The sequence below is a fragment of the Longimicrobium sp. genome, assembly GCA_036377595.1.
Taxonomy (GTDB): domain Bacteria; phylum Gemmatimonadota; class Gemmatimonadetes; order Longimicrobiales; family Longimicrobiaceae; genus Longimicrobium.
The window spans coordinates 18,743-36,130 of the sequence record DASUYB010000198.1 but is presented as its reverse complement, the minus strand read 5'-3'; the positions used below and the strand labels follow the sequence as shown (position 1 = coordinate 36,130).

The following is a 17,388-nucleotide window of genomic DNA, read 5'->3' as shown; positions in this document are numbered from 1 at the left end:
GGTCAGTCCCCGTGGAAGGAGGGATTGCCGCCGGCCGCCAGATCGCGGCGGGCCTGGCGCGTCATCATCCAGTCGATCATCTCGCGGCCGGCGTAGGCCAGCTCCGAGAACAGCGTGTCGAGGCGCGCGGTGAAGTAGTTGTACAGCCACACCGCCGGGATCGCGGCCACCAGGCCGATGGCGGTGGCGATCAGCGCCTCGGCGATGCCGGACGACACCGCCTCGAGGCCGGCGCCGCTCTCGCCCATGCCCATGAACGAGCGCACGATGCCCAGCGTGGTGCCCAGCAGCCCCACGAACGGCGCCGTGGCGCCGATGGTGGCCAGCAGGCCCAGGCCGCTCTTCAGGTCGTTCGCCAGCAGGATCTGCTCACGCTCCACCGACCGCTCGCAGGAGACGATGGCGGCGCCGGCGGCGCGCGGGTCCTCGAGCAGCGGGGCCACCTCGCGCAGCGACTCGCCCAGCACGCGGGCCACGTGGCTGCCGGGGTACTGGTCGGCGGCGGCCAGCGCCTCGGGGATGTTGTCGTTCTCCAGCGCCTGGCTGAACACGGGCGCGAAGGCGCGGGTGGCGCGGGCCATCTTGCGGAAGCGCAGCCACTTCGTCACCGCCACCGCAAGCGACACCACGCTCATGAGCATGAGGAAGATCACGATGCCCTTGTTGAACGCGCCGGTGTCGTGCCAGATCTTGGCGAAATCCATTGCTTTGGTCTCCTCTGCGCGGTGCCGCGCTGTGCCTGAGAGTTGCCGGCCGGCCGGCGCCCGGACAGCGCCGCCTCCTCACGAATGATCCCCCGCGGGCCGCGGCCGGCGGCCGGCGGGGGTGCCTACGCTCCGCTCCGTCAGGTCTGGAGCTGGAAGGTCACGGGAAGCGTGACCCAAACCTTCACCGCGTGCCCGCCGACCTTGGCGGGGCGGAACCGCATCCTCGACACCACGCGCTTGGCCGCGTCGCCGAACGCGTCGTGGGTGGCGCTCTCGACCGAGATGCTCTCGGGGTCCACCGAGCCGTTCTCCATCACGCGCATGCGCAGGGTGACGGTGCCGGTCACGCCGGCGTCGCGCAGCAGCGGCGGGTAGTTGCGCTCGAGCTGGCGCTGCACCTCGGAGCTGTTCGACAGCGAGGGCTGCTCCTCCACCGCCGAGAGCTCGTAGGTGCCCTCGTCGGGGGGCGCCGTGCGGTTGGTGACGTCCTGCGCCTGCCCGTTGTCGACGCCGTTGGCCACGCCGCCGGCCTTCCCCACGCCGGAGAAGTCGTTGACGTTCACGGCCACCTGGTTGGGGTCGACCTTGGGGATCTCCTTGGGCGGCTCGACCGGGGGCACCAGCTCCTGGAAGCCCTTGACCACCGGGGGCGGCGCCTCGGGCTGCTCCGGCGGCGGGGGCGGGGGCGGCGGGGGCGGCGGCTCGGGGGTCTTGGGCTTGTTCTGCTCGACCTCGACGTAGTCGACCAGCTCCTGATCCTTCTTCTTGAGCGGATCGCTGATGCCGGAATTCATCACCAGCACCGCCAGCGCGCCTTCTACGAGCAGCGCCGCCCCGATGCTCCACGGCGACCAGAAGCTCTTCCTCTTCCGGTCCAGCTTGTTGAACATTGCCGTTCCCCCGGTGTGTGAACTGCTGTGGCGCCCCGCTCGGGCGCGGCGGCCCCGGCTCCGCCGGATCGCCCTGAAACGCTCCGCCCCTACGGATTCTGACCCGCGCCCGCCGCCGTATCGAACGTTAGATCGAAACTCCGTCACACGCCGCAGAGGTGCGTGACGGAGAGGCGGTTTTCCCGTGTGATCTGGCGGGAAAGCTTGCCGCTAGCGCGGAACGGCGGACCAAGTTGAGGGCCGCCTCCGCACCTGTCAAGCACCTGCACGCGGGCTTGCGTTGCGCCCACACGCCCCACGTGCGCGTACTGCAGGTTTCGTACTCCAACGGTCGCGAACAGGCCGGGGGAGCACGGATATTCCGTATGGACGATGCATAACTATACGTGAGCCGGATTGCGCTTGTCTACCCACGATTCGACGCGCCAGTTCCGCATCTCATTACCAGACCCGAATTTCCGGAAACGCACGTCGCCGCGCCCGCTCCCTGGCGCAGACCCGGACGGTGAATGAACGCGGCTCACTTCGGCAGGAACATTCACCCGATCATCGTTGCAACGAAGGACTTCCGCGTACGTGCGCCCGTTACGCGCGTGGTCCGCAGGGTTACGCGCGAGCGGAAGACGGGGACGAAATCGAGACGCGGACGCGAGCCGGCGAGCCAAGAACCACGCCTCATCCGCGCTCCCGTAGAGCCGTCGCATTTCCGGAGGATTTCGGTCCGTCCCCAGGGCGAGACGGCGTCCGGATGATGTTGGCCGATCCATCCCGGCGATCCGCCGCGCGACGGCTCCGCCGTCACCCCCGGTCCTGCTGGCGCACCGTCCACCAGCGCGCCAGGCCGGCCGCCATCATCGGATAGGGGACGGCGAGCTCGTAGGCGCGGGCGGCCGCCTCGCTTCCCGTGGCGGCGACGATGTCGGCGGTGGCGCGGTGGCGCATGGCGGCGGCCATCGCGGCGGAGCCCGCGCCCGCGAGCGCCTGCGCCTCCGTCCACGCCGCCCAGCCGCGCAGCCGCGCGGAAAGGTCGTCCAGGTGCCACGCGGCATCGGTGACGCCGCCGAAGTGCGTGGGCAGCAGCATCGCCGCGTCGAGCGCGCGGAGGCGGCGGAGGCTCTCCTGCCACGCGTCGAGGTCGATGTCCGGCGGCGGCGTGGGCGCGCAGACGTAGGGCGCGCGGTCGATGCGGATCCCCCCGACGTCGCCGGTGAAGACGAGGCGCGCGTCGGGATCGTGGTAGGCGTGGTGATGGCTGGCGTGCCCCGGCGTGTCGATCGCCCGCAGCCGCCGCGTGCCGATCCGCACCTCGTCGCCGTCCTGCAGCACGACGAGGCGGTCGGCGGGGACGGGCACCATCGAGCCCCACAGCCGGTCCATCTGGTCCCCATAGAGCATCGTCGCGCTGGCGAGGAGGCGCGACGGGTCGGCCAGGTGCCTGGCGCCGCGCGGGTGGACGTACACCTTCGCGCGCGGCGCGTGGGCGAGCAGCCCGCCCGCGCCGCCGGCGTGGTCCAGGTGCACGTGCGTCACCAGCACGTGGGTGATCTCCGCCGGGTCGCGGCCGAGCGCGCGGACGGCGCCGAGCACGGCGGGGAGGGTGCTCCCCGGGCCGCTCTCCACCACCGCCAGCGCGTCGCCGCCGTCCACGAGGTACGACGCGACCTGGCGGGGATAGCCGTTCCAGACCAGGTCCACGCGGTGAACGCCGGGGGATTCTTCGTGGGGGAGCGACATTGGATAGAGTGCCGAGTGCGGCATCCCCGCGGGACGCTGGTTGTGGCGCCGCGAGCGGCGGCGCGAGATTGGGCGCGGACGCGTGCACGGAGCGGGTATTCTATGGCGGCGGGCGAGGGGGACAAGCCGGGGCTGCGGCGCGAGCTGGGCTTCGGCGACGCGGTGGGGATCGGGTTCGGGGCCATCGTCGGCGCGGGGATCTTCGCGGTGACGGGGATCGCCGCGGGGGTGGCGGGGCCGGCGGTGCTCGTCGCCTTGCCGCTGGCGGGCGTGGCGGCGACGGCCAACGCGCTCAGCTCGGCCGAGCTGGCGGCGTCGTATCCGCAGGCGGGGGGGACGTACGAATACGGCTACCGCGTGCTGCACCCGTGGGCCGGGTTCGCGGCGGGATGGATGTTCCTGGCCAGCAAGACGGCCGCCGCGGGCACGGTGGGCCTCGCCATCGCCGCGTACCTGGAGCGGATCGCGCCGGGGGTGCCGGGACGAGCCGTCGCACTGGCCGCCATCGCCGTCTTCACCGCGGTCAACGCCCTGGGGATCCGCAAGTCGAGCGCGGCCAACCTGCTGATCGTCGCCGCGGCGACGGGGGTGCTGCTGGCGTTCGCGGCCGCGGGGGCGGCGAGGTTCGACGCGGCGAACCTCCATCCGTTCGCGACGACGGGACCCGGCGGGGTGCTGCGCGCGGCCGCGCTCCTCTTCTTCGCCTACACCGGCTACGCGCGCGTGGCCACGCTGGGCGAGGAGGTGCGCGATCCCCGTCACACCATCCCCCGCGCGATCCTGGCGACGGTGGCGGGCGTCTCCGTCCTCTATCTCCTCGTCACCTTCGCGGCGGTGGGCTCGGTGGGCGCGGAGGTGCTGGCGCGCACCGACGCCCCGCTCGCCGAGGCCGCGCGGGCGATGGGGATCCCCGCGCTGGAGACGGCCGTCTCCGCCGGCGCCTTGGCGGCGATGCTGGGCGTCCTCCTCTCCCAGCTGCTCGGGCTGAGCCGGATGGTCTTCGCCATGGCGCGCCGCGGCGACCTCCCCGGCGCGCTGGCGGCGGTGGACGCGCGGAGCGGGGCACCGGTGCGGGCCGTCGTCCTCGTCGGCGCGGGCGCGGCGCTGGCGGCGGCGTTCGGGACGCTCCGGGCGATCGCCCCCGCCGCGAGCTTCGCCATCCTCCTCTACTACGCGCTGGCGAACCTGGCCGCGCTGCGCATGCCGCGCGCGCGGAAGCTCTATCCCGACGCCGTCCCCGCCGTCGGCCTGGCCGCGTGCGCGCTCCTGGCCGCGTCGCTCGACGTGCGGACGGCGCTGGTGGGGATGGCGGTGCTCGCCGCGGGATTCGCGGTCCGCGCGGCGGTGCGGGCACTCGCAGGGGTCGCGCGGCGCGATTAGATTTTTCCGTCGCGCGATCCGCGTCGCCACGCCGGCCCCGTGGATGACGGGCGCACTTCCGCACTCACGCACCGACGCACTTCCCTTCCCGCCCGACCCTTCATCCCCCGAAGTCACCCATGGCCCAACCCGCTGCGGCGTACTCGCTGGACGACCGCCAGGTGGACATCGAGACGCCCGAGCACGTCTCCGTCGGCTACCAGCTGGCCGACATGGGCTCGCGCTTCACCGCCATGCTCCTGGATGGGCTGATCCTGTTCCTGGTGATGATGGTGCTGATGTTCGGCATGGTCGCGCTGGGGATCGTGGGGGTGGCGGGGCTGGGGGTCCACTCCGGGTTCATGACCCTGTTCGCCCTGATGGCCCTGGTGATGTTCATGGGTTTCTGGGGCTACTACGTGTTCTACGAGGGCTTCCGCGACGGGCAGACGCCGGGGAAGAAGCTGATGCGCATCCGCGTGGTGCAGGACGGCGGCTACCCGGTGAGCTTCCGCGCCGCGGCCGTGCGCAACCTTATCCGCATCATCGACCTGCAGCCCGCCGGCAGCTGCGGCGTGGCGGGGCTGTCGATGATGCTGCACTCGCGCACCAAGCGCCTGGGCGACATCGCCGCGGGCACCGTCGTCGTCCGCGACCGCACCGGGCAGGGGATTCCCGAGGAGCAGGCGCCCGCCTCGCCCGCGTCGGTGGGCCAGCCCCGGCTGACCGACGCGGAGTTCGCCGCGCTGGAGATGTACGCGCAGCGCCGCCACGGGCTGGACTACGCCGTCCGCTCTCAGCTGGCGGGGACGCTGATGGAGAGGCTGGCGCCGCGGCTGGGCCCGGACCCGCGGATGGGCCAGATGGCGGTGGACGCGTACCTCGGGCTGACGCTAGAGGAAGAGGGCGTGCGGCGGCGCGCGGCGGGCGCGGGCGGACGGGCGGGGTCGGCGCAGGCCACCGGGCTCTTCCGCCGCCAGCGCCCCGGCTGGGACGAGTACGCGCGCATGCTGCACGAGGCGCGCGGCCGCGGGCTGGCCGCCATGGGCGAGGCGCGCGTCTCGCGCTTCGCGGGAATGTACCGCGAGGTGGCGGCGGACCTGGCCCGCGCGCGCACCTACGGCGGCTCGCCGGAGCTGCTCTTCATGCTCGAGCGCGCGGTGGGCGCCGGGCACAACCTGCTCTACCGCGCGCCCAGGCGCGGCTTCTCCGGCTTCCGCGCCTGGATCATGGGCGGCTTCCCCGCGCTGGTGCGCAGGCGCTGGCGCCCCATCGCCCTGGCGGCGGCGCTCTTCTACCTCCCCGCCCTGCTCACCTTCGCGGCCGTGCGGCAGGAGCCCGCGCGCGGCCGCGACCTGCTGCCGCCGCAGATGATGGCGCGCGCCGAGCAGGCCGAGATGCGCCAGGCGCAGGGGAAGGGGTACGTGGACAGCGAGGACTTCGGCGGCAACGCCTTCATGTCCAGCCGCATCATGTCCAACAACGTGCAGGTCACCTTCCTGGCCTTCGCCGGGGGGATCCTGGCCGGGCTGGGAACGGTGCTGGTGCTCATCTTCAACGGCATCTCGCTGGGCGCGGCGGCGGGCGTGTTCGCCAACTACGGCGCCAGCATGCACCTGTGGGAGTTCGTGCTCCCGCACGGCATCATCGAGCTCACGGCGATCTGCATCGCCGGCGGCGCGGGGCTGTGGCTGGGCTCGGGCTTCATCCTCCCCGGGCGGGTGACGCGGCGCGAGGCGCTGGTGGTGCGCGGCCGCGAGGCCGTGTCGCTGATCGGCGGCACCGCGGTGATGCTGGTGTTCGCGGGGCTGATCGAGGGCTTCGTCTCCCCCTCCACCCTGCCGCGCGAGGTCAAGCTCTCCCTGGCCGCGCTCTTCGCGGCGATGATGGTCTTGTACCTGGCCTTCGCCGGGCGCGACGAGCGGTCGCGCAAGGCCGCCGAGGCCGCGGCGCAGCGGTAGATCTCGCCGCCGCGGACGACGGCGCGGGGGAGCGCGGCGACTCGATCTCCCGATGACTGCCACGATGGCGGTCGGTGTGGACAAAATTGGCCTTTCTGCCCCGATCCGGCCCGCGGGTGCCCCACGCTGAGACAGCGCTGGGACGCCGCGAGCCACCCGGCGCGGGGCCGCGCGTCGGCGGCGGCGCGGCAAAAGCGCAGAATTCCCATGCGCTTGCGCGGCCTGCGCGGGCGCTCGTGTCGCGTGGAGGCGGGGCGGAACGTTCCTTGACAGAAGGGGACCGCATGCAGGACATTTCGGAAAATCGTCGCCGCCGTACGGGCACCCTGGAGCGAGCCGGAGGAGACCCATGGCACGCCATAACCGGGAAGGGCGGGGAGAGGACCAGCGCGGCCGCACGTACGTGGTGGGGTACCAGCCGGACTGGTTCAGGCAGATGAAGGTCACGCGCGGACTGGACTCGGGGCGCCAGTCCACCAAGACGCTGGTGCGCAACCCCGAGCCGCCGGCGCAGGAGCCCGGCCGCCGCGTGCGCACCCACGTGGCCGCGCCCGAGCTGGGGCTGGACTTCGAGGTCAGCCTGGACGACCCGCGGCACGTGGTGCGCCGCATCATCGTGGAAACGGTGGTCCCCGACGGCGACGAGGCGGGCGAGGTGATCGCCTTCTCCGTCTCGCGCACCGAGGACCACGGCGGCGACGACTGATCCCGGCCGCCGCCTCCCCGCCCGGCGGCCCGTCTTCTCCCGATTCTTCTTCGTCACTCCTCCCTTCATGCTCCTGTCAGCCGCGCAGGCGGCGCCCGTCGCGGGGCTGTCGTCGAAGGCGCTCTTCATCGTGGTGGTGCTGGTGGTGGTGAGCGTGACCGTGTTCGCCACGGCCGTCATCGTCACCATCCTGCGCCGCAGCGACCGCCGCCGCGCCGAGGAAGAGAAGCTGGCGGCCATCGGTACGGCCACCGCGCGCATCATGCACCAGATCAAGAACCCGCTGCAGACCATCGTCCTGCACGCCGACATCCTGCAGGACGAGAGGATCGTCAGCGAGGCGTCGCAGCGCCGCGAGGTGTGCGAGGCCATCGTGGGCGAGAGCGAGCGGCTGGTGGCGATGCTGGAGGAGCTCTCCGTCTACGCCAGCGGCGCGCGGCGCACGCTCAACCGGCGCCCGGTGCGGCTGGACGACCTGGTGCGGCAGGTGGCCGAGGTCGAGGCGCGCGAGTCGGCCGAGACGGGGCTGACCGTCGACGCGCGCGACCTGGGCGAGGCCACGGTCAACGGCGACGCCTACTACCTGCGGCAGGTGTTCGAGAACCTGGTGAGGAACGCGCGCGAGGCCATGGAGGGGCAGGAGCAGACGCCGCGCGTGGCCATCTCCGTGGCGCGGCGCGGCGCCGACGCCGAGGTGCGGGTGGCCGACAACGGCCCGGGGATCGCGCCCGAGAACCTGCAGCGCATCTTCCAGCCGTTCGTATCCACCAAGGGCAAGGGGATGGGGCTGGGGCTGGCCATCTGCCGCGACATCGTCGAAGGCCACAACGGCCGGCTCGACGTGGACTCGGCGGTGGGCCGCGGCACCACCTTCATCGTCACCCTCCCGCTGCACACCGAGTCCGCCCTTCCCGCGGCGGCGTAGGCTCCGAGACCCGACAGTCCGCAAGAAGAATCGACCTCACGCAGAGTCAGCAGGGTCAGCAGAGAACGCAGCTGTTCTCTCTGCTGACCCTGCTGACTCTGCGTGAGAATTGCTGTTGTCCGGATTCCATCGAACGGCGGGGTGCCCGCTATCCCGCGCCGGGAGATGGGGGTAGATTCGCCCTCGATCATCCAGTCGTTTCCAATCACCCCGAGCGTGCCGATGGACCTGCGAGGAGTGTTCGCGCCCGCCACCACGCCGTTCGACCCCGTCACCGGCGACGCCGACGTGGTGTCGATGCGCGCCAACCTGCGCCGCTGGCTCGAGGCGCCGCTGGCCGGCGTGGTGCTGTTCGGCTCCACCGGCGAGGGGCCGCTGCTGGACGAGGACGAGAAGGCGCGGCTGACCGCCGCCAGCCGCGACGTGGTGGACGGCGGGCGCCTGCTGCTGGCCGGCACCGGCGCCGAGTCCACCCGCGCCACCATCCGCGTGACGAAGTCGGTGGCCGCCGCGGGCGCGGACGGGGTGCTGGTGCAGCCGCCCGCGTACTATCGTCCCGCGATGACGCCCGACGCGCTGCGCGACCACTACCTGGCGGTCGCCGACGCGTCTCCCATCCCCGTCATCCTGTACCAGGTGCCCCCGCGCTTCAGCACGGTGGAGCTCCCCGCGGGGCTGGTGGGGGAGCTCGCGCGGCATCCCAACATCGTGGGGATCAAGGACTCGCACGGCGACCTGAAGGCGACGGCGACGATGGTCGATGCGTGCGGGGGGAACGCGCAGGTGCTGGCGGGGAGCGGCGCGGTCCTCTACGGCTCGCTGGAGACGGGCGCGGTGGGCGGGATCCTGGCCGTGGCGCTGCTTGCCCCGCACGACTGCGCCGCGCTCGGCCGGGCCTTCGCGGAGGAGCGCTTCGCCGACGCGGGACGGCTGCAGGAGCGGCTCGCCCCGCTGCACCGCACCGTCGTGGCCGAGCTGGGGAACCCGGGGATCAAGGCCGCGCTCGACGAGCTGGGGATGCGCGGCGGCGCGCCCCGCCCGCCGGTGAAGCCGCTCCGCGAGAAGGACCTCGCGCGCGTCCGCGACGCGCTCGCCGCCGCGGGGCTGGCGAGCGGCGCGGCGGCGTGACGGCGCGGAGTTCGCAGCGTACATTCCGAGCGCTTTGGATGTGATCGCCCGGAAACCCTCCTACGCCGAGCTTCTGATGAACTACCGGCGCCTCCTTTCCTTCGCGCTGGCCGCGGCCCTGGCCGGCGCGCCCGCGGCGGCGCAGACGCCGTCGCTGGCCAACGCGGCGGCGTTCGACACCTTCCACGCGCGGCCGTTCGACACCGGCCGCATGTGGACCTTCGACTTCCCGCCGCTGGACTACCTGCAGCGCACCTACGGCTTCCGGCCCACGCAGGCGTGGCTCGACAACGTGCGCGGCGCCGCGCTCCGCTTCGCCACCTGGTGCAGCGCGTCGTTCGTGTCGCCGCAGGGGCTGGTGCTCTCGAACCACCACTGCGCCGTGCCCACGCTGGAGAGCGTGCAGAAGCCCGGCGAGGACCTGCTGACCAACGGCTTCTACGCCGCCACGCAGGCCGAGGAGCGCCGCGTCCCCAACCTGTTCGTCGAGCAGCTGGCGACGATCGAGGACGTGACGGAGCGGATGAACGCGGCGCTGGAGGGCGGCGGCACCGACGCGGAGCGCGTGGCGCGGCAGACGGCGGCGCGGCGCGAGCTGGAGCGCCCCGACAGCGCGCGCAGGATGCGCTACCAGGTGGTGGAGTTCTACAACGGCGGGCGCTACTCGCGGTACGGCTACAGGCGCTACGACGACGTGCGGCTCGTGTTCGTTCCCGAGCAGAAGATCGCCTTCTTCGGCGGCGACCCCGACAACTTCAACTACCCGCGCTACAACCTCGACATGTCGATGTGGCGCGTGTACGACGACAACGGCCAGCCGCTGCGCCCGGCCACCTACCTGCGCTGGAGCGCGCGCGGGGCGCAGGAGAACGACCTGGTGTTCGTGGTCGGCAACCCGGGAAGCACGCAGCGGCAGCTCACCGTCAGCCAGCTGGAGTACCTGCGCGACGTGTCGCACACGGCGCAGCTGGCCACGCTGCGCGCGCAGCGCGACGCCATCGTGGCGCTGGGCCGGACGAACGAGGCGCGGCGGCTGGAGCTGCGCGACGAGCTGTTCAGCATCATGAACAGCATCAAGGCCATCCAGGGACGCTACGAGGGGGAGGCGGACCCCGCGTTCTTCGGCCGCAAGGTGGCGTGGGAGCGCGACTTCCGCGCGGCGGTGAGGCGCGACCCGCGGCTGGCGCAGCGCTACGGCACGCTGTGGGACTCCATCGCCGCCATCCAGGCGACGAAGCGGCGGCTGGCGCCGGGGATCGCGTGGAACAGCTACCTGGGCTACGGCCCGCTGGGCAACGCCATCGCGCTGGTGCGCGCGGGCGGAGCGTCGGGCGCCAACTTCCGCTCGGCCGCGCTGGCCCGCACCGACCGCTCGCCGGCCGAGCAGGAGGTGGAGCTGGCGGCGCTCCTGGCGCTGGCCCGGCAGAACGTGCCCAACGACTCGCTGCTGCAGATGGTGCTGTCCGGGCGCACCCCGCAGGCCGCCGCGCACGAGATCGTGAGCGGGTGGACGCTGGCCGACACCACCGCGCGCAAGGCCATGCTGGCCGGCGGCGCGGCGGCGGTCGAGGCGTCGAGAGACCCGGTGATCGCGCTGGCGCGGCGGGTGGCGCCGGCGCTGGCCGCGCGGCAGGCGGCGTGGCTGGCGCTGGTCACCCACGAGAACGTGCTGCGCGCGCAGCTGGGGCGCGGGTTCTACGAGGTGTACGGCACCCACGTGCCGCCCGACGCCACCTTCACCCTGCGCCTGGCCGACGGGGTGGTGAAGGGGTACGAGAGCGGCGGGATGCTGCACCCGTGGAAGACCACCTTCTACGGGCTGTACAACCGCGCGGCCGGGTTCGACGAGCGGGGCGACTTCGACCTGCCGCCGCGGTGGGAGCGCCCGGCCGCGGGGCTGGACCTGTCGACGCCGTTCAACTTCGTCTCCACCAACGACATCATCGGCGGCAACTCGGGCTCGCCGATGCTGAACCGCGAGATGGAGCTGGTGGGGCTGATCTTCGACGGCAACCTGGAGTCGCTGCCGGGGAACTTCATCTTCGACGAGACGCAGAACCGCACCATCAGCGTGCACTCGGCGGGGATCCTGGCCGCTTTGCGCTCCGTCTACCACGCCACCCGCATCGTCGACGAGCTGACGGCATCGCGGTAGGCGACGGCTGATTTCTCACGCGGAGACGCGGAGACGCGGAGGACTCATCGCGGTCCTCCGCGTCTCCGCATTCTGGATTCCCGCTTCATTGCGATCAGCGGCCGTTCAGATACGCAGGAGAATCGAAGTTCGTCGCCGCGTGCAGCACCTTGCGCAGCGCCACGCTGTCGAGCTGATCGGCGTTCGGGAGATGGATGTCGTTGGCGACGAGCAGCGCCAGCAGCGTCTTCTTCCGCATTTCCTCGAGCCGGGCAGGGTCGGGCCGGTACTTCTCGATCATCTCGCGCGCACGCTCGAAATGCTCACGGCTGGTGCCCATCACTCACCTCCATTCCCATCCTGGTCAGGCCCCGGCTGTGCTCTTCGGTGATGCGCCAGAGCCGTTCCAGGGAGAGCTCCACCCCATCAATCCGATTCTCCAGCGCGTTCAGCGCGGATCCCTGCGCGTTGAAGCGGATTGCCCCCTTCACTCCTCCGAACTCGCCGCGGATCTCGTCCAGCTTCGGTGGATCGGCGAGCACCAGCGCCTTGATGTGCTTGGGCCGGAAGAACCGCGCCAGCACCAGCACCGCCAGCCACGTCGCACCGGCCATGAAGACGGTCGCCATGATCCGGACAGCCCAGTATGCGCCCGGAAAGCTCAGGACATCGCTCATCGGCATCAGGTCGACGGGGTGAGCAACGCTGTGGACGGGCGAATCTGCACAGAATTCCGTGAACATGCAAGGGCCCGAACGTGTCGCGCTTGTATTCCGCCACCGTTGCTCCGCTTTGTGCGCGCGGCTACGTTGTCGCGCCTGAAACCCGCATCCCGAGCCGCAACCGAAGTCATCCGACATGGCCGAATACAGCAACCTTACGCTCGAGGTCCAGGACCGCATCGCCGTGCTGTCGGTGAACCGGCCGGACAAGCTGAACGCGCTCAACGAGCAGACCATCCGCGAGCTGTCCGAGGCGTTCGACGAGATCACCCGCCGCGACGACGTGGGCGGCGTGATCCTGACCGGCGTGGGCGAGAAGGCGTTCGTGGCCGGCGCCGACATCGCCGAATTGGCGAAGATGGGGCCGGTGGACGGGATCGAGGTCAGCCGGCTGGGGCAGCAGGTGTTCCGCCGCATCGAGCTCTCGCGCAAGCCCGTGATCGCGGCGGTGAACGGGTTCGCGCTGGGCGGCGGGTGCGAGCTGGCGCTGGCCTGCCACCTCCGCATCGCCAGCGACAACGCGCAGTTCGGGCTGCCGGAGGTGAAGCTGGGGATCATCCCCGGCTACGGCGGCACCCTCCGCCTCCCCCGCATCGTGGGCAAGGGGCGTGCGCTGGAGCTGATGCTGACCGCGCAGTTCATCAAGGCCGACGAGGCGTACCGCATCGGCCTGGCCAACAGGGTCGTCCCCCAGGCCGAGCTGATGGACACCGCGAGGAAGACGATGTCCACCATCCTCGCCAACGGCCCCGTCGCGGTCGGCCTCGCCATCGAGTGCGCCACGCGGGGGATGGAGATGTCGGTGGACGACGGGCTGGCGCTGGAGAGCAACCTCTTCGGCCTCCTCGCGGCGACGAGCGACATGCGCGAGGGGATGCAGGCGTTCCTGGAGAAGCGCAAGGCCGACTTCACCGGCCGCTGATGCCGGCGCGGGCGGGGCGGCCGACGATCCGCTCCGCCCGCCCATCCCCGTCCCGCGAGTACCCGTGCGACCCCTCGCTCCCACCTCCCGGCTGCACCGCCTCCTCCTTCCCTCCCCCGTCGGGCCGCTGCTGGTGGAGCACGACGGCGCCGCGGTGCACCGCATCCACTACTGGCCGCAGGGGATGCACCCGCCGGCGGGAACGCGCGTGGAGCCGACCCGCGACGACGCGCTCGGCTGGCGCGTCGCCCAGCAGCTGCGCGAGTACTTCGCCGGCTCGCGGCGCGACTTCGATCTCCCGCTCGCGCCCGAGGGGACCGACTTCCAGCGGCGCGTGTGGGAGGCGCTGCGCACCATCCCCTTCGGCCAGACGCGCACCTACGGCGACGTGGCCGAGCAGATCGAGTGCAGGGCCGCGCGCGCCATCGGCCAGGCCAACCGCCGCAATCCCATCCCCATCGTCATCCCCTGCCACCGCGTGCTGGCGTCCGGCGGCATCGGCGGGTATTCGGGGGAGTCGGGCGAGGGGAAGAGCGTGGACACCAAGCGCTGGCTCCTGCGCCACGAGGGCGTGGAGGTTCCAGCCAGCGAGGGCGGGCAGGAAACCCTTCGATTTTGACACAGTCGGCTTATGACGCTCCGGACATCAGGTCCACACCCGCCGAGAAGGTGGGCCGGTGAGCGCGGCTGGCCGGAGCTGAAGCGGATCGCGGCCACCGAGCGCCGGCCCTTCCAGTTCCAGCTCGGCGAGCGGCGCGTCTCGCGCATGCGGTAGCGTGTACCTCTCCCGGCTGCACCTGCGCAACTGGCGCAACTTCGCCGAGCAGGTGGTGGAGATCCCGCCCGAGGGCGCGGCGCTCATCGGCGACAACGGGCAGGGGAAGACGAACCTGCTCGAGGCCGTCTACTACCTGGAGATCTTCCGCTCCTTCCGCGGCGCGCCCGACGAGCAGCTGGTGCGCTTCGGAGAGGAGGTGTTCCGCCTCGAGGGCACCCTGCGCGATCCCGCCGGCGGCGAGCGCACCCTCGCGGCGGCGTTCGAGCGGCGGCGGCGGAAGAAGAAGGTGACGGTGAACGGCGCCGAGCCCGAGCGCCTGGGCGACGCGCTCGGCCTGGTCGGCGCCGTCATCTTCTCCCCGTCCGACGTGGAGCTCGTCGCCGGCGGGCCGGGGGAGCGGCGGCGGTTCCTCGACATCGTCCTCTCGCTGGCCGAGCCGGGGTACCTGGGCGCGCTGCAGCGCTACCGCCACGCGCTCTTCCAGCGCAACGCGCTGCTGCGCGAGAAGGCGCAGCCCGCGCTGGTGCAGGCGTTCGACGAGTCGCTGGTCCACACAGGCAGCCGCGTGATCGCGGCGCGGGCGCGGTGGGTGGCGGAGCGGGCGGCGTCGTTCGCCGAGCACTACGCGCGGGTGGCGGGCGGGCAGCCGGGCTTTGTATCCTTCGTCCCTTCCGTCGACCTGCCGGAGCCCACGCCGCCGGCCGAGGACGTGGCGCGCGCCTTCCGCGACCAGCTGGACCGCGTGGCCGAGCGCGAGGCGGCGCGCGGGATGACGCTGGCCGGGCCGCACCGGGACGACCTGCGTTTCACCACGGCGGGTGGCGACGGGCAGGCGCTGGACCTGCGCACCTACGGCTCGGGCGGGCAGCAGCGCACCGCCGCCATCGCGCTGCGGATGGTGGAGGCGGAGACGATCCGCGAGACGCGCGGCCGCGAGAGCGTGATCCTGCTCGACGACGTGTTCGCCGAGCTCGACCCCGGCCGCTCGCGCCGCATCATCGAGTGGATCGACCAGGCGGAGGGCGGGCAGGTGATCCTGACCTCGCCCAAGGAGACGGACGTGATGATCCACGGCGGGCGGCTGCCGCGGTGGTCGATCCGCGACGGGGTGGTGAGGACGGGATGATGAGAGTGCTGAGTGCTGAGTGCGACCGGGGTGATGATCGAGCTCGGTGGGTCAGGGGAAGACTACCGGCGATCGGGCCGGCGAAGCTTTTGTGCTCGTGACGGGTACTCGTCCGGGCACTGACTCAACGACCACAGGGAAGAGGGACGAGATGCGGGAGATCGTAACGAAGATGCGCGGCCGCCGGTGGGTTGCCGCCGGGGTGATGGCTGTGGCGGTGGCCGCGTCGGGTGCGATGGCGCCGGCGCTGCGCGGGGCGGATGGCGAGGCGGCGGCCGCGGAGGCGTTCCACCTGCGGCTGGTGCGCTCCACGCCTGCGGCGGACGCCACGCTGCCCCCGGGCCCGTGCCACATCGAGCTGTGGTTCACCGAGGCGCCGGAGATGCGCGTCACCACCGTGCGGCTGGCCGGGCCGGGCGGACGGAACGTCGCGCTGACGCCGCTGGCGGCGCAGCACGCGCGCGGCCAGAACCCGTCCGTCGCCACGAACACGCGCGGGCGGCTGGAGCCGGGGGCCTACACCGTCACCTGGCGCACCATGGCGCACGACGGGCACGTGATGCGCGGCACCATCAGGTTCAACGTCGCGGCGCGATAACCGCCGGGAGGGGGATCACACGGAGGGAACGGAGGAAACGGAGGAATTACGGTGCCGCACCGGCACCCCTCCGCTTCCTCCGTTTCCTCCGTGTGACATTTCCCCGCTGGTGAGACCCCGAGTCACCGGCCGCAGCACTGGCGGCTGCATCGACAGTCGGGTAATCTGCTGGCCTTTCCCACACGTCCGGGGGCCCACCCCCCTGAACCCTGAGGAATCCGAAGTGATCAAGCGCCTTCTGGGCGGCAACTGGCTGAACGCGCTGCTCGTGTTCGTGCCGATTGCCTTCGCGGCGGAGTACGCGCTGCACGCGCGCCCCGTGGTGGTGTTCATCCTCTCGTGCCTGGCGGTGATCCCGCTGGCCGGGCTCATGGGCCATGCCACCGAGCAGCTGGCCGAGCAGATGGGCGAGGGCGTGGGCGGGCTGCTGAACGCCACCTTCGGCAACGCGGCCGAGCTCATCATCGCCATCATCGCGCTGCGGGCCGGGTACTTCGACCTGGTGAAGGCTTCGATCACCGGCTCCATCATCGGCAACATCCTGCTGGTCTTCGGCCTGAGCACGCTGGCGGGCGGGATCCGCTACCAGACGCAGAGCTTCAACGCCACCGCCGCCGCCGCGGGAACCACGCTGCTGGTGCTCTCCGCCGTGGGGCTGCTGATCCCCGCCGCCTTCCACGCCATCGTCGGCAACAGCGCGGTGACGGCCGAGCGCAACCTGAGCCTGGAGATCGCCATCGTCCTGATCGTGACCTACGCGCTCTCCCTGGTCTTCACCCTCAAGACGCACCGCCACCTGTACGTGGGCGACATCGACAAGGAGGACGACGAGCCCGGGGACCACGCCCCGCCGCCGCTCTGGCGCCCCGTGATGATGCTGCTGGCGGCCACCGCGGGGATCGCGTTCATGGCCGAGTTCCTGGTGGGCGCCGCGGAGGCGACGGCCAAGTCGCTGGGATGGAGCGAGGTGTTCGTGGGCGTGATCGTGGTCGCCATCATCGGCAACGCGGCCGAGCACTCCACGGCGGTGATCATGGCGTGGAAGAACAAGATGGACGTGGCGATCAACATCGCCGTGGGCTCGTCGATCCAGGTGGCGCTCTTCGTCGCCCCGGTGCTGGTGCTGCTGAGCTACGCCATCGCCCCGCGCCCGATGGACCTGATCTTCACGCGGCTGGAGGTGGTGGCCATCGCCGTGTCGGTGCTGATCATGGGCTACGTGGCGGCGGACGGGGAGAGCCACTGGATGGAAGGGGTGCAGCTCCTGGCCGTCTACGCCATCCTGGGCATCGCCTTCTTTTTCCTCCCGATGCCGCATTGAGAACGCCCCGGCTCGCGTCCGCCATCGCCGCGGCGGCGATCTCCATCGCGGCGGCGGCGTGCGGCGAGCCGGGGTGCATCGAGCTGACCCGGCCGACGCCGCTCCTGGCCGAGTCTCATCCGGTTACGAGCACGGCGCCGAACCCCGTCATCGCCACGCTGCCGCCGGGGCGCTACGAGTACCGGGCGACGGAGTACGGGAAGGATCACCAGTACTACGAGCTGCGCACGCCGGACGGCAGCGGCTACGTGATCTACGACGGGTCGATCACCGAGTGCCGGTGACGCCGCGGCCGGCGAAAGCCCGTCGCGCGCGAAGAAGCATCGGCCGACCCGAAGCCGGTAGTCCGCGAAGGCGGACTTCGTGTGGTTGCCGCT

Annotated in this window: 17 protein-coding genes; 12 read left to right on the top strand and 5 right to left on the bottom strand. The window is 71.8% G+C overall.

Going from position 1 to position 17,388, the window contains the following annotated elements; all coding sequences use genetic code 11:
- Positions 1 to 2: 2 nt before the first annotated feature.
- The 3 genes from VF092_31055 to VF092_31045 form a co-directional block, all read right to left on the bottom strand.
- Positions 3 to 704, bottom strand: a complete 702-nt coding sequence (locus VF092_31055) for a MotA/TolQ/ExbB proton channel family protein (GenBank protein ID HEX6751774.1) — start codon at positions 702 to 704, stop codon at positions 3 to 5.
- A gap of 140 nt (positions 705 to 844) precedes the next feature.
- Positions 845 to 1,597: a TonB family protein gene (locus VF092_31050; GenBank protein ID HEX6751773.1), complete on the bottom strand. Its 753-nt coding sequence runs from the start codon at positions 1,595 to 1,597 to the stop codon at positions 845 to 847.
- A gap of 798 nt (positions 1,598 to 2,395) precedes the next feature.
- A complete protein-coding gene (locus VF092_31045; protein ID HEX6751772.1) occupies positions 2,396 to 3,292 on the bottom strand; it encodes an MBL fold metallo-hydrolase in 897 nt (298 codons plus the stop codon).
- 141 nt (positions 3,293 to 3,433) lie between these two features.
- On the opposite strand from VF092_31045, the gene VF092_31040 reads away from it, so the two are divergent.
- From VF092_31040 to VF092_31015, 6 genes are all read left to right on the top strand, one after another.
- Positions 3,434 to 4,711: an APC family permease gene (locus tag VF092_31040; GenBank protein ID HEX6751771.1), complete on the top strand. Its 1,278-nt coding sequence runs from the start codon at positions 3,434 to 3,436 to the stop codon at positions 4,709 to 4,711.
- 119 nt (positions 4,712 to 4,830) lie between these two features.
- Positions 4,831 to 6,651 carry a stage II sporulation protein M gene (locus VF092_31035; GenBank protein ID HEX6751770.1) on the top strand — a complete coding sequence of 607 codons (1,821 nt, stop codon included), beginning with the start codon at positions 4,831 to 4,833 and terminating at the stop codon, positions 6,649 to 6,651.
- Between the two features lie 349 nt (positions 6,652 to 7,000).
- Positions 7,001 to 7,357 (top strand): hypothetical protein, encoded by a 357-nt coding sequence (locus VF092_31030; GenBank protein ID HEX6751769.1) that lies wholly within the window; start codon positions 7,001 to 7,003, stop codon positions 7,355 to 7,357.
- A 67-nt stretch (positions 7,358 to 7,424) separates the two neighbouring features.
- Positions 7,425 to 8,282: a HAMP domain-containing sensor histidine kinase gene (locus VF092_31025; protein HEX6751768.1), complete on the top strand. Its 858-nt coding sequence runs from the start codon at positions 7,425 to 7,427 to the stop codon at positions 8,280 to 8,282.
- Positions 8,283 to 8,504: 222 nt separating this feature from the next.
- On the top strand, positions 8,505 to 9,410 hold the full coding sequence (locus VF092_31020) for a dihydrodipicolinate synthase family protein (protein ID HEX6751767.1): 906 nt from the start codon (positions 8,505 to 8,507) through the stop codon (positions 9,408 to 9,410).
- Between the two features lie 76 nt (positions 9,411 to 9,486).
- Positions 9,487 to 11,565: a S46 family peptidase gene (locus tag VF092_31015; GenBank protein ID HEX6751766.1), complete on the top strand. Its 2,079-nt coding sequence runs from the start codon at positions 9,487 to 9,489 to the stop codon at positions 11,563 to 11,565.
- Positions 11,566 to 11,659: 94 nt separating this feature from the next.
- Here the strand turns inward: VF092_31015 and VF092_31010 are convergent, their stop codons facing one another.
- The gene (locus tag VF092_31010; GenBank protein HEX6751765.1) at positions 11,660 to 11,884 is read right to left on the bottom strand and encodes a hypothetical protein; all 225 of its coding nucleotides are present in this window, start codon (positions 11,882 to 11,884) and stop codon (positions 11,660 to 11,662) included.
- Positions 11,868 to 12,287: a hypothetical protein gene (locus tag VF092_31005; protein HEX6751764.1), complete on the bottom strand. Its 420-nt coding sequence runs from the start codon at positions 12,285 to 12,287 to the stop codon at positions 11,868 to 11,870. The genes VF092_31010 and VF092_31005 overlap by 17 nt, the downstream gene beginning before the upstream one ends.
- 115 nt (positions 12,288 to 12,402) lie before the next feature.
- Here VF092_31005 and VF092_31000 point away from each other — a divergent pair, with 115 nt between their 5' ends.
- The 6 genes from VF092_31000 to VF092_30975 all read left to right on the top strand — a co-directional run bounded on the left by VF092_31000 (position 12,403) and on the right by VF092_30975 (position 17,295).
- Entirely contained in the window at positions 12,403 to 13,188 is a 786-nt protein-coding gene (locus VF092_31000; GenBank protein HEX6751763.1) for an enoyl-CoA hydratase-related protein, read from the top strand.
- Between the two features lie 64 nt (positions 13,189 to 13,252).
- Positions 13,253 to 13,807, top strand: a complete 555-nt coding sequence (locus VF092_30995) for a methylated-DNA--[protein]-cysteine S-methyltransferase (GenBank protein HEX6751762.1) — start codon at positions 13,253 to 13,255, stop codon at positions 13,805 to 13,807.
- Positions 13,808 to 13,964: 157 nt separating this feature from the next.
- A complete protein-coding gene (locus VF092_30990; GenBank protein ID HEX6751761.1) occupies positions 13,965 to 15,092 on the top strand; it encodes a DNA replication/repair protein RecF in 1,128 nt (375 codons plus the stop codon).
- Between the two features lie 151 nt (positions 15,093 to 15,243).
- A complete protein-coding gene (locus VF092_30985; protein ID HEX6751760.1) occupies positions 15,244 to 15,690 on the top strand; it encodes a copper resistance CopC family protein in 447 nt (148 codons plus the stop codon).
- A 223-nt stretch (positions 15,691 to 15,913) separates the two neighbouring features.
- Positions 15,914 to 17,011, top strand: coding sequence for a calcium/proton exchanger (cax, locus tag VF092_30980; protein HEX6751759.1), 1,098 nt, complete (start codon positions 15,914 to 15,916; stop codon positions 17,009 to 17,011).
- Positions 17,008 to 17,295: a hypothetical protein gene (locus VF092_30975; protein HEX6751758.1), complete on the top strand. Its 288-nt coding sequence runs from the start codon at positions 17,008 to 17,010 to the stop codon at positions 17,293 to 17,295. The genes cax and VF092_30975 overlap by 4 nt, the downstream gene beginning before the upstream one ends.
- The last annotated feature ends 93 nt before the right edge of the window (positions 17,296 to 17,388 follow it).

What these genes read in the sequence shown, in the direction of transcription:
- VF092_31055 (HEX6751774.1), bottom strand. Translation starts at nt 704, where the DNA reads ATGGATTTCGCCAAGATCTGGCACGACACCGGCGCGTTCAACAAGGGC.
- VF092_31050 (HEX6751773.1), bottom strand. Translation starts at nt 1,597, where the DNA reads ATGTTCAACAAGCTGGACCGGAAGAGGAAGAGCTTCTGGTCGCCGTGG.
- VF092_31040 (HEX6751771.1), top strand. Translation starts at nt 3,434, where the DNA reads ATGGCGGCGGGCGAGGGGGACAAGCCGGGGCTGCGGCGCGAGCTGGGC.
- VF092_31035 (HEX6751770.1), top strand. Translation starts at nt 4,831, where the DNA reads ATGGCCCAACCCGCTGCGGCGTACTCGCTGGACGACCGCCAGGTGGAC.
- VF092_31030 (HEX6751769.1), top strand. Translation starts at nt 7,001, where the DNA reads ATGGCACGCCATAACCGGGAAGGGCGGGGAGAGGACCAGCGCGGCCGC.
- VF092_31025 (HEX6751768.1), top strand. Translation starts at nt 7,425, where the DNA reads ATGCTCCTGTCAGCCGCGCAGGCGGCGCCCGTCGCGGGGCTGTCGTCG.
- VF092_31020 (HEX6751767.1), top strand. Translation starts at nt 8,505, where the DNA reads ATGGACCTGCGAGGAGTGTTCGCGCCCGCCACCACGCCGTTCGACCCC.
- VF092_31015 (HEX6751766.1), top strand. Translation starts at nt 9,487, where the DNA reads ATGAACTACCGGCGCCTCCTTTCCTTCGCGCTGGCCGCGGCCCTGGCC.
- VF092_31010 (HEX6751765.1), bottom strand. Translation starts at nt 11,884, where the DNA reads ATGGGCACCAGCCGTGAGCATTTCGAGCGTGCGCGCGAGATGATCGAG.
- VF092_31005 (HEX6751764.1), bottom strand. Translation starts at nt 12,287, where the DNA reads ATGTTCACGGAATTCTGTGCAGATTCGCCCGTCCACAGCGTTGCTCAC.
- VF092_31000 (HEX6751763.1), top strand. Translation starts at nt 12,403, where the DNA reads ATGGCCGAATACAGCAACCTTACGCTCGAGGTCCAGGACCGCATCGCC.
- VF092_30985 (HEX6751760.1), top strand. Translation starts at nt 15,244, where the DNA reads ATGCGGGAGATCGTAACGAAGATGCGCGGCCGCCGGTGGGTTGCCGCC.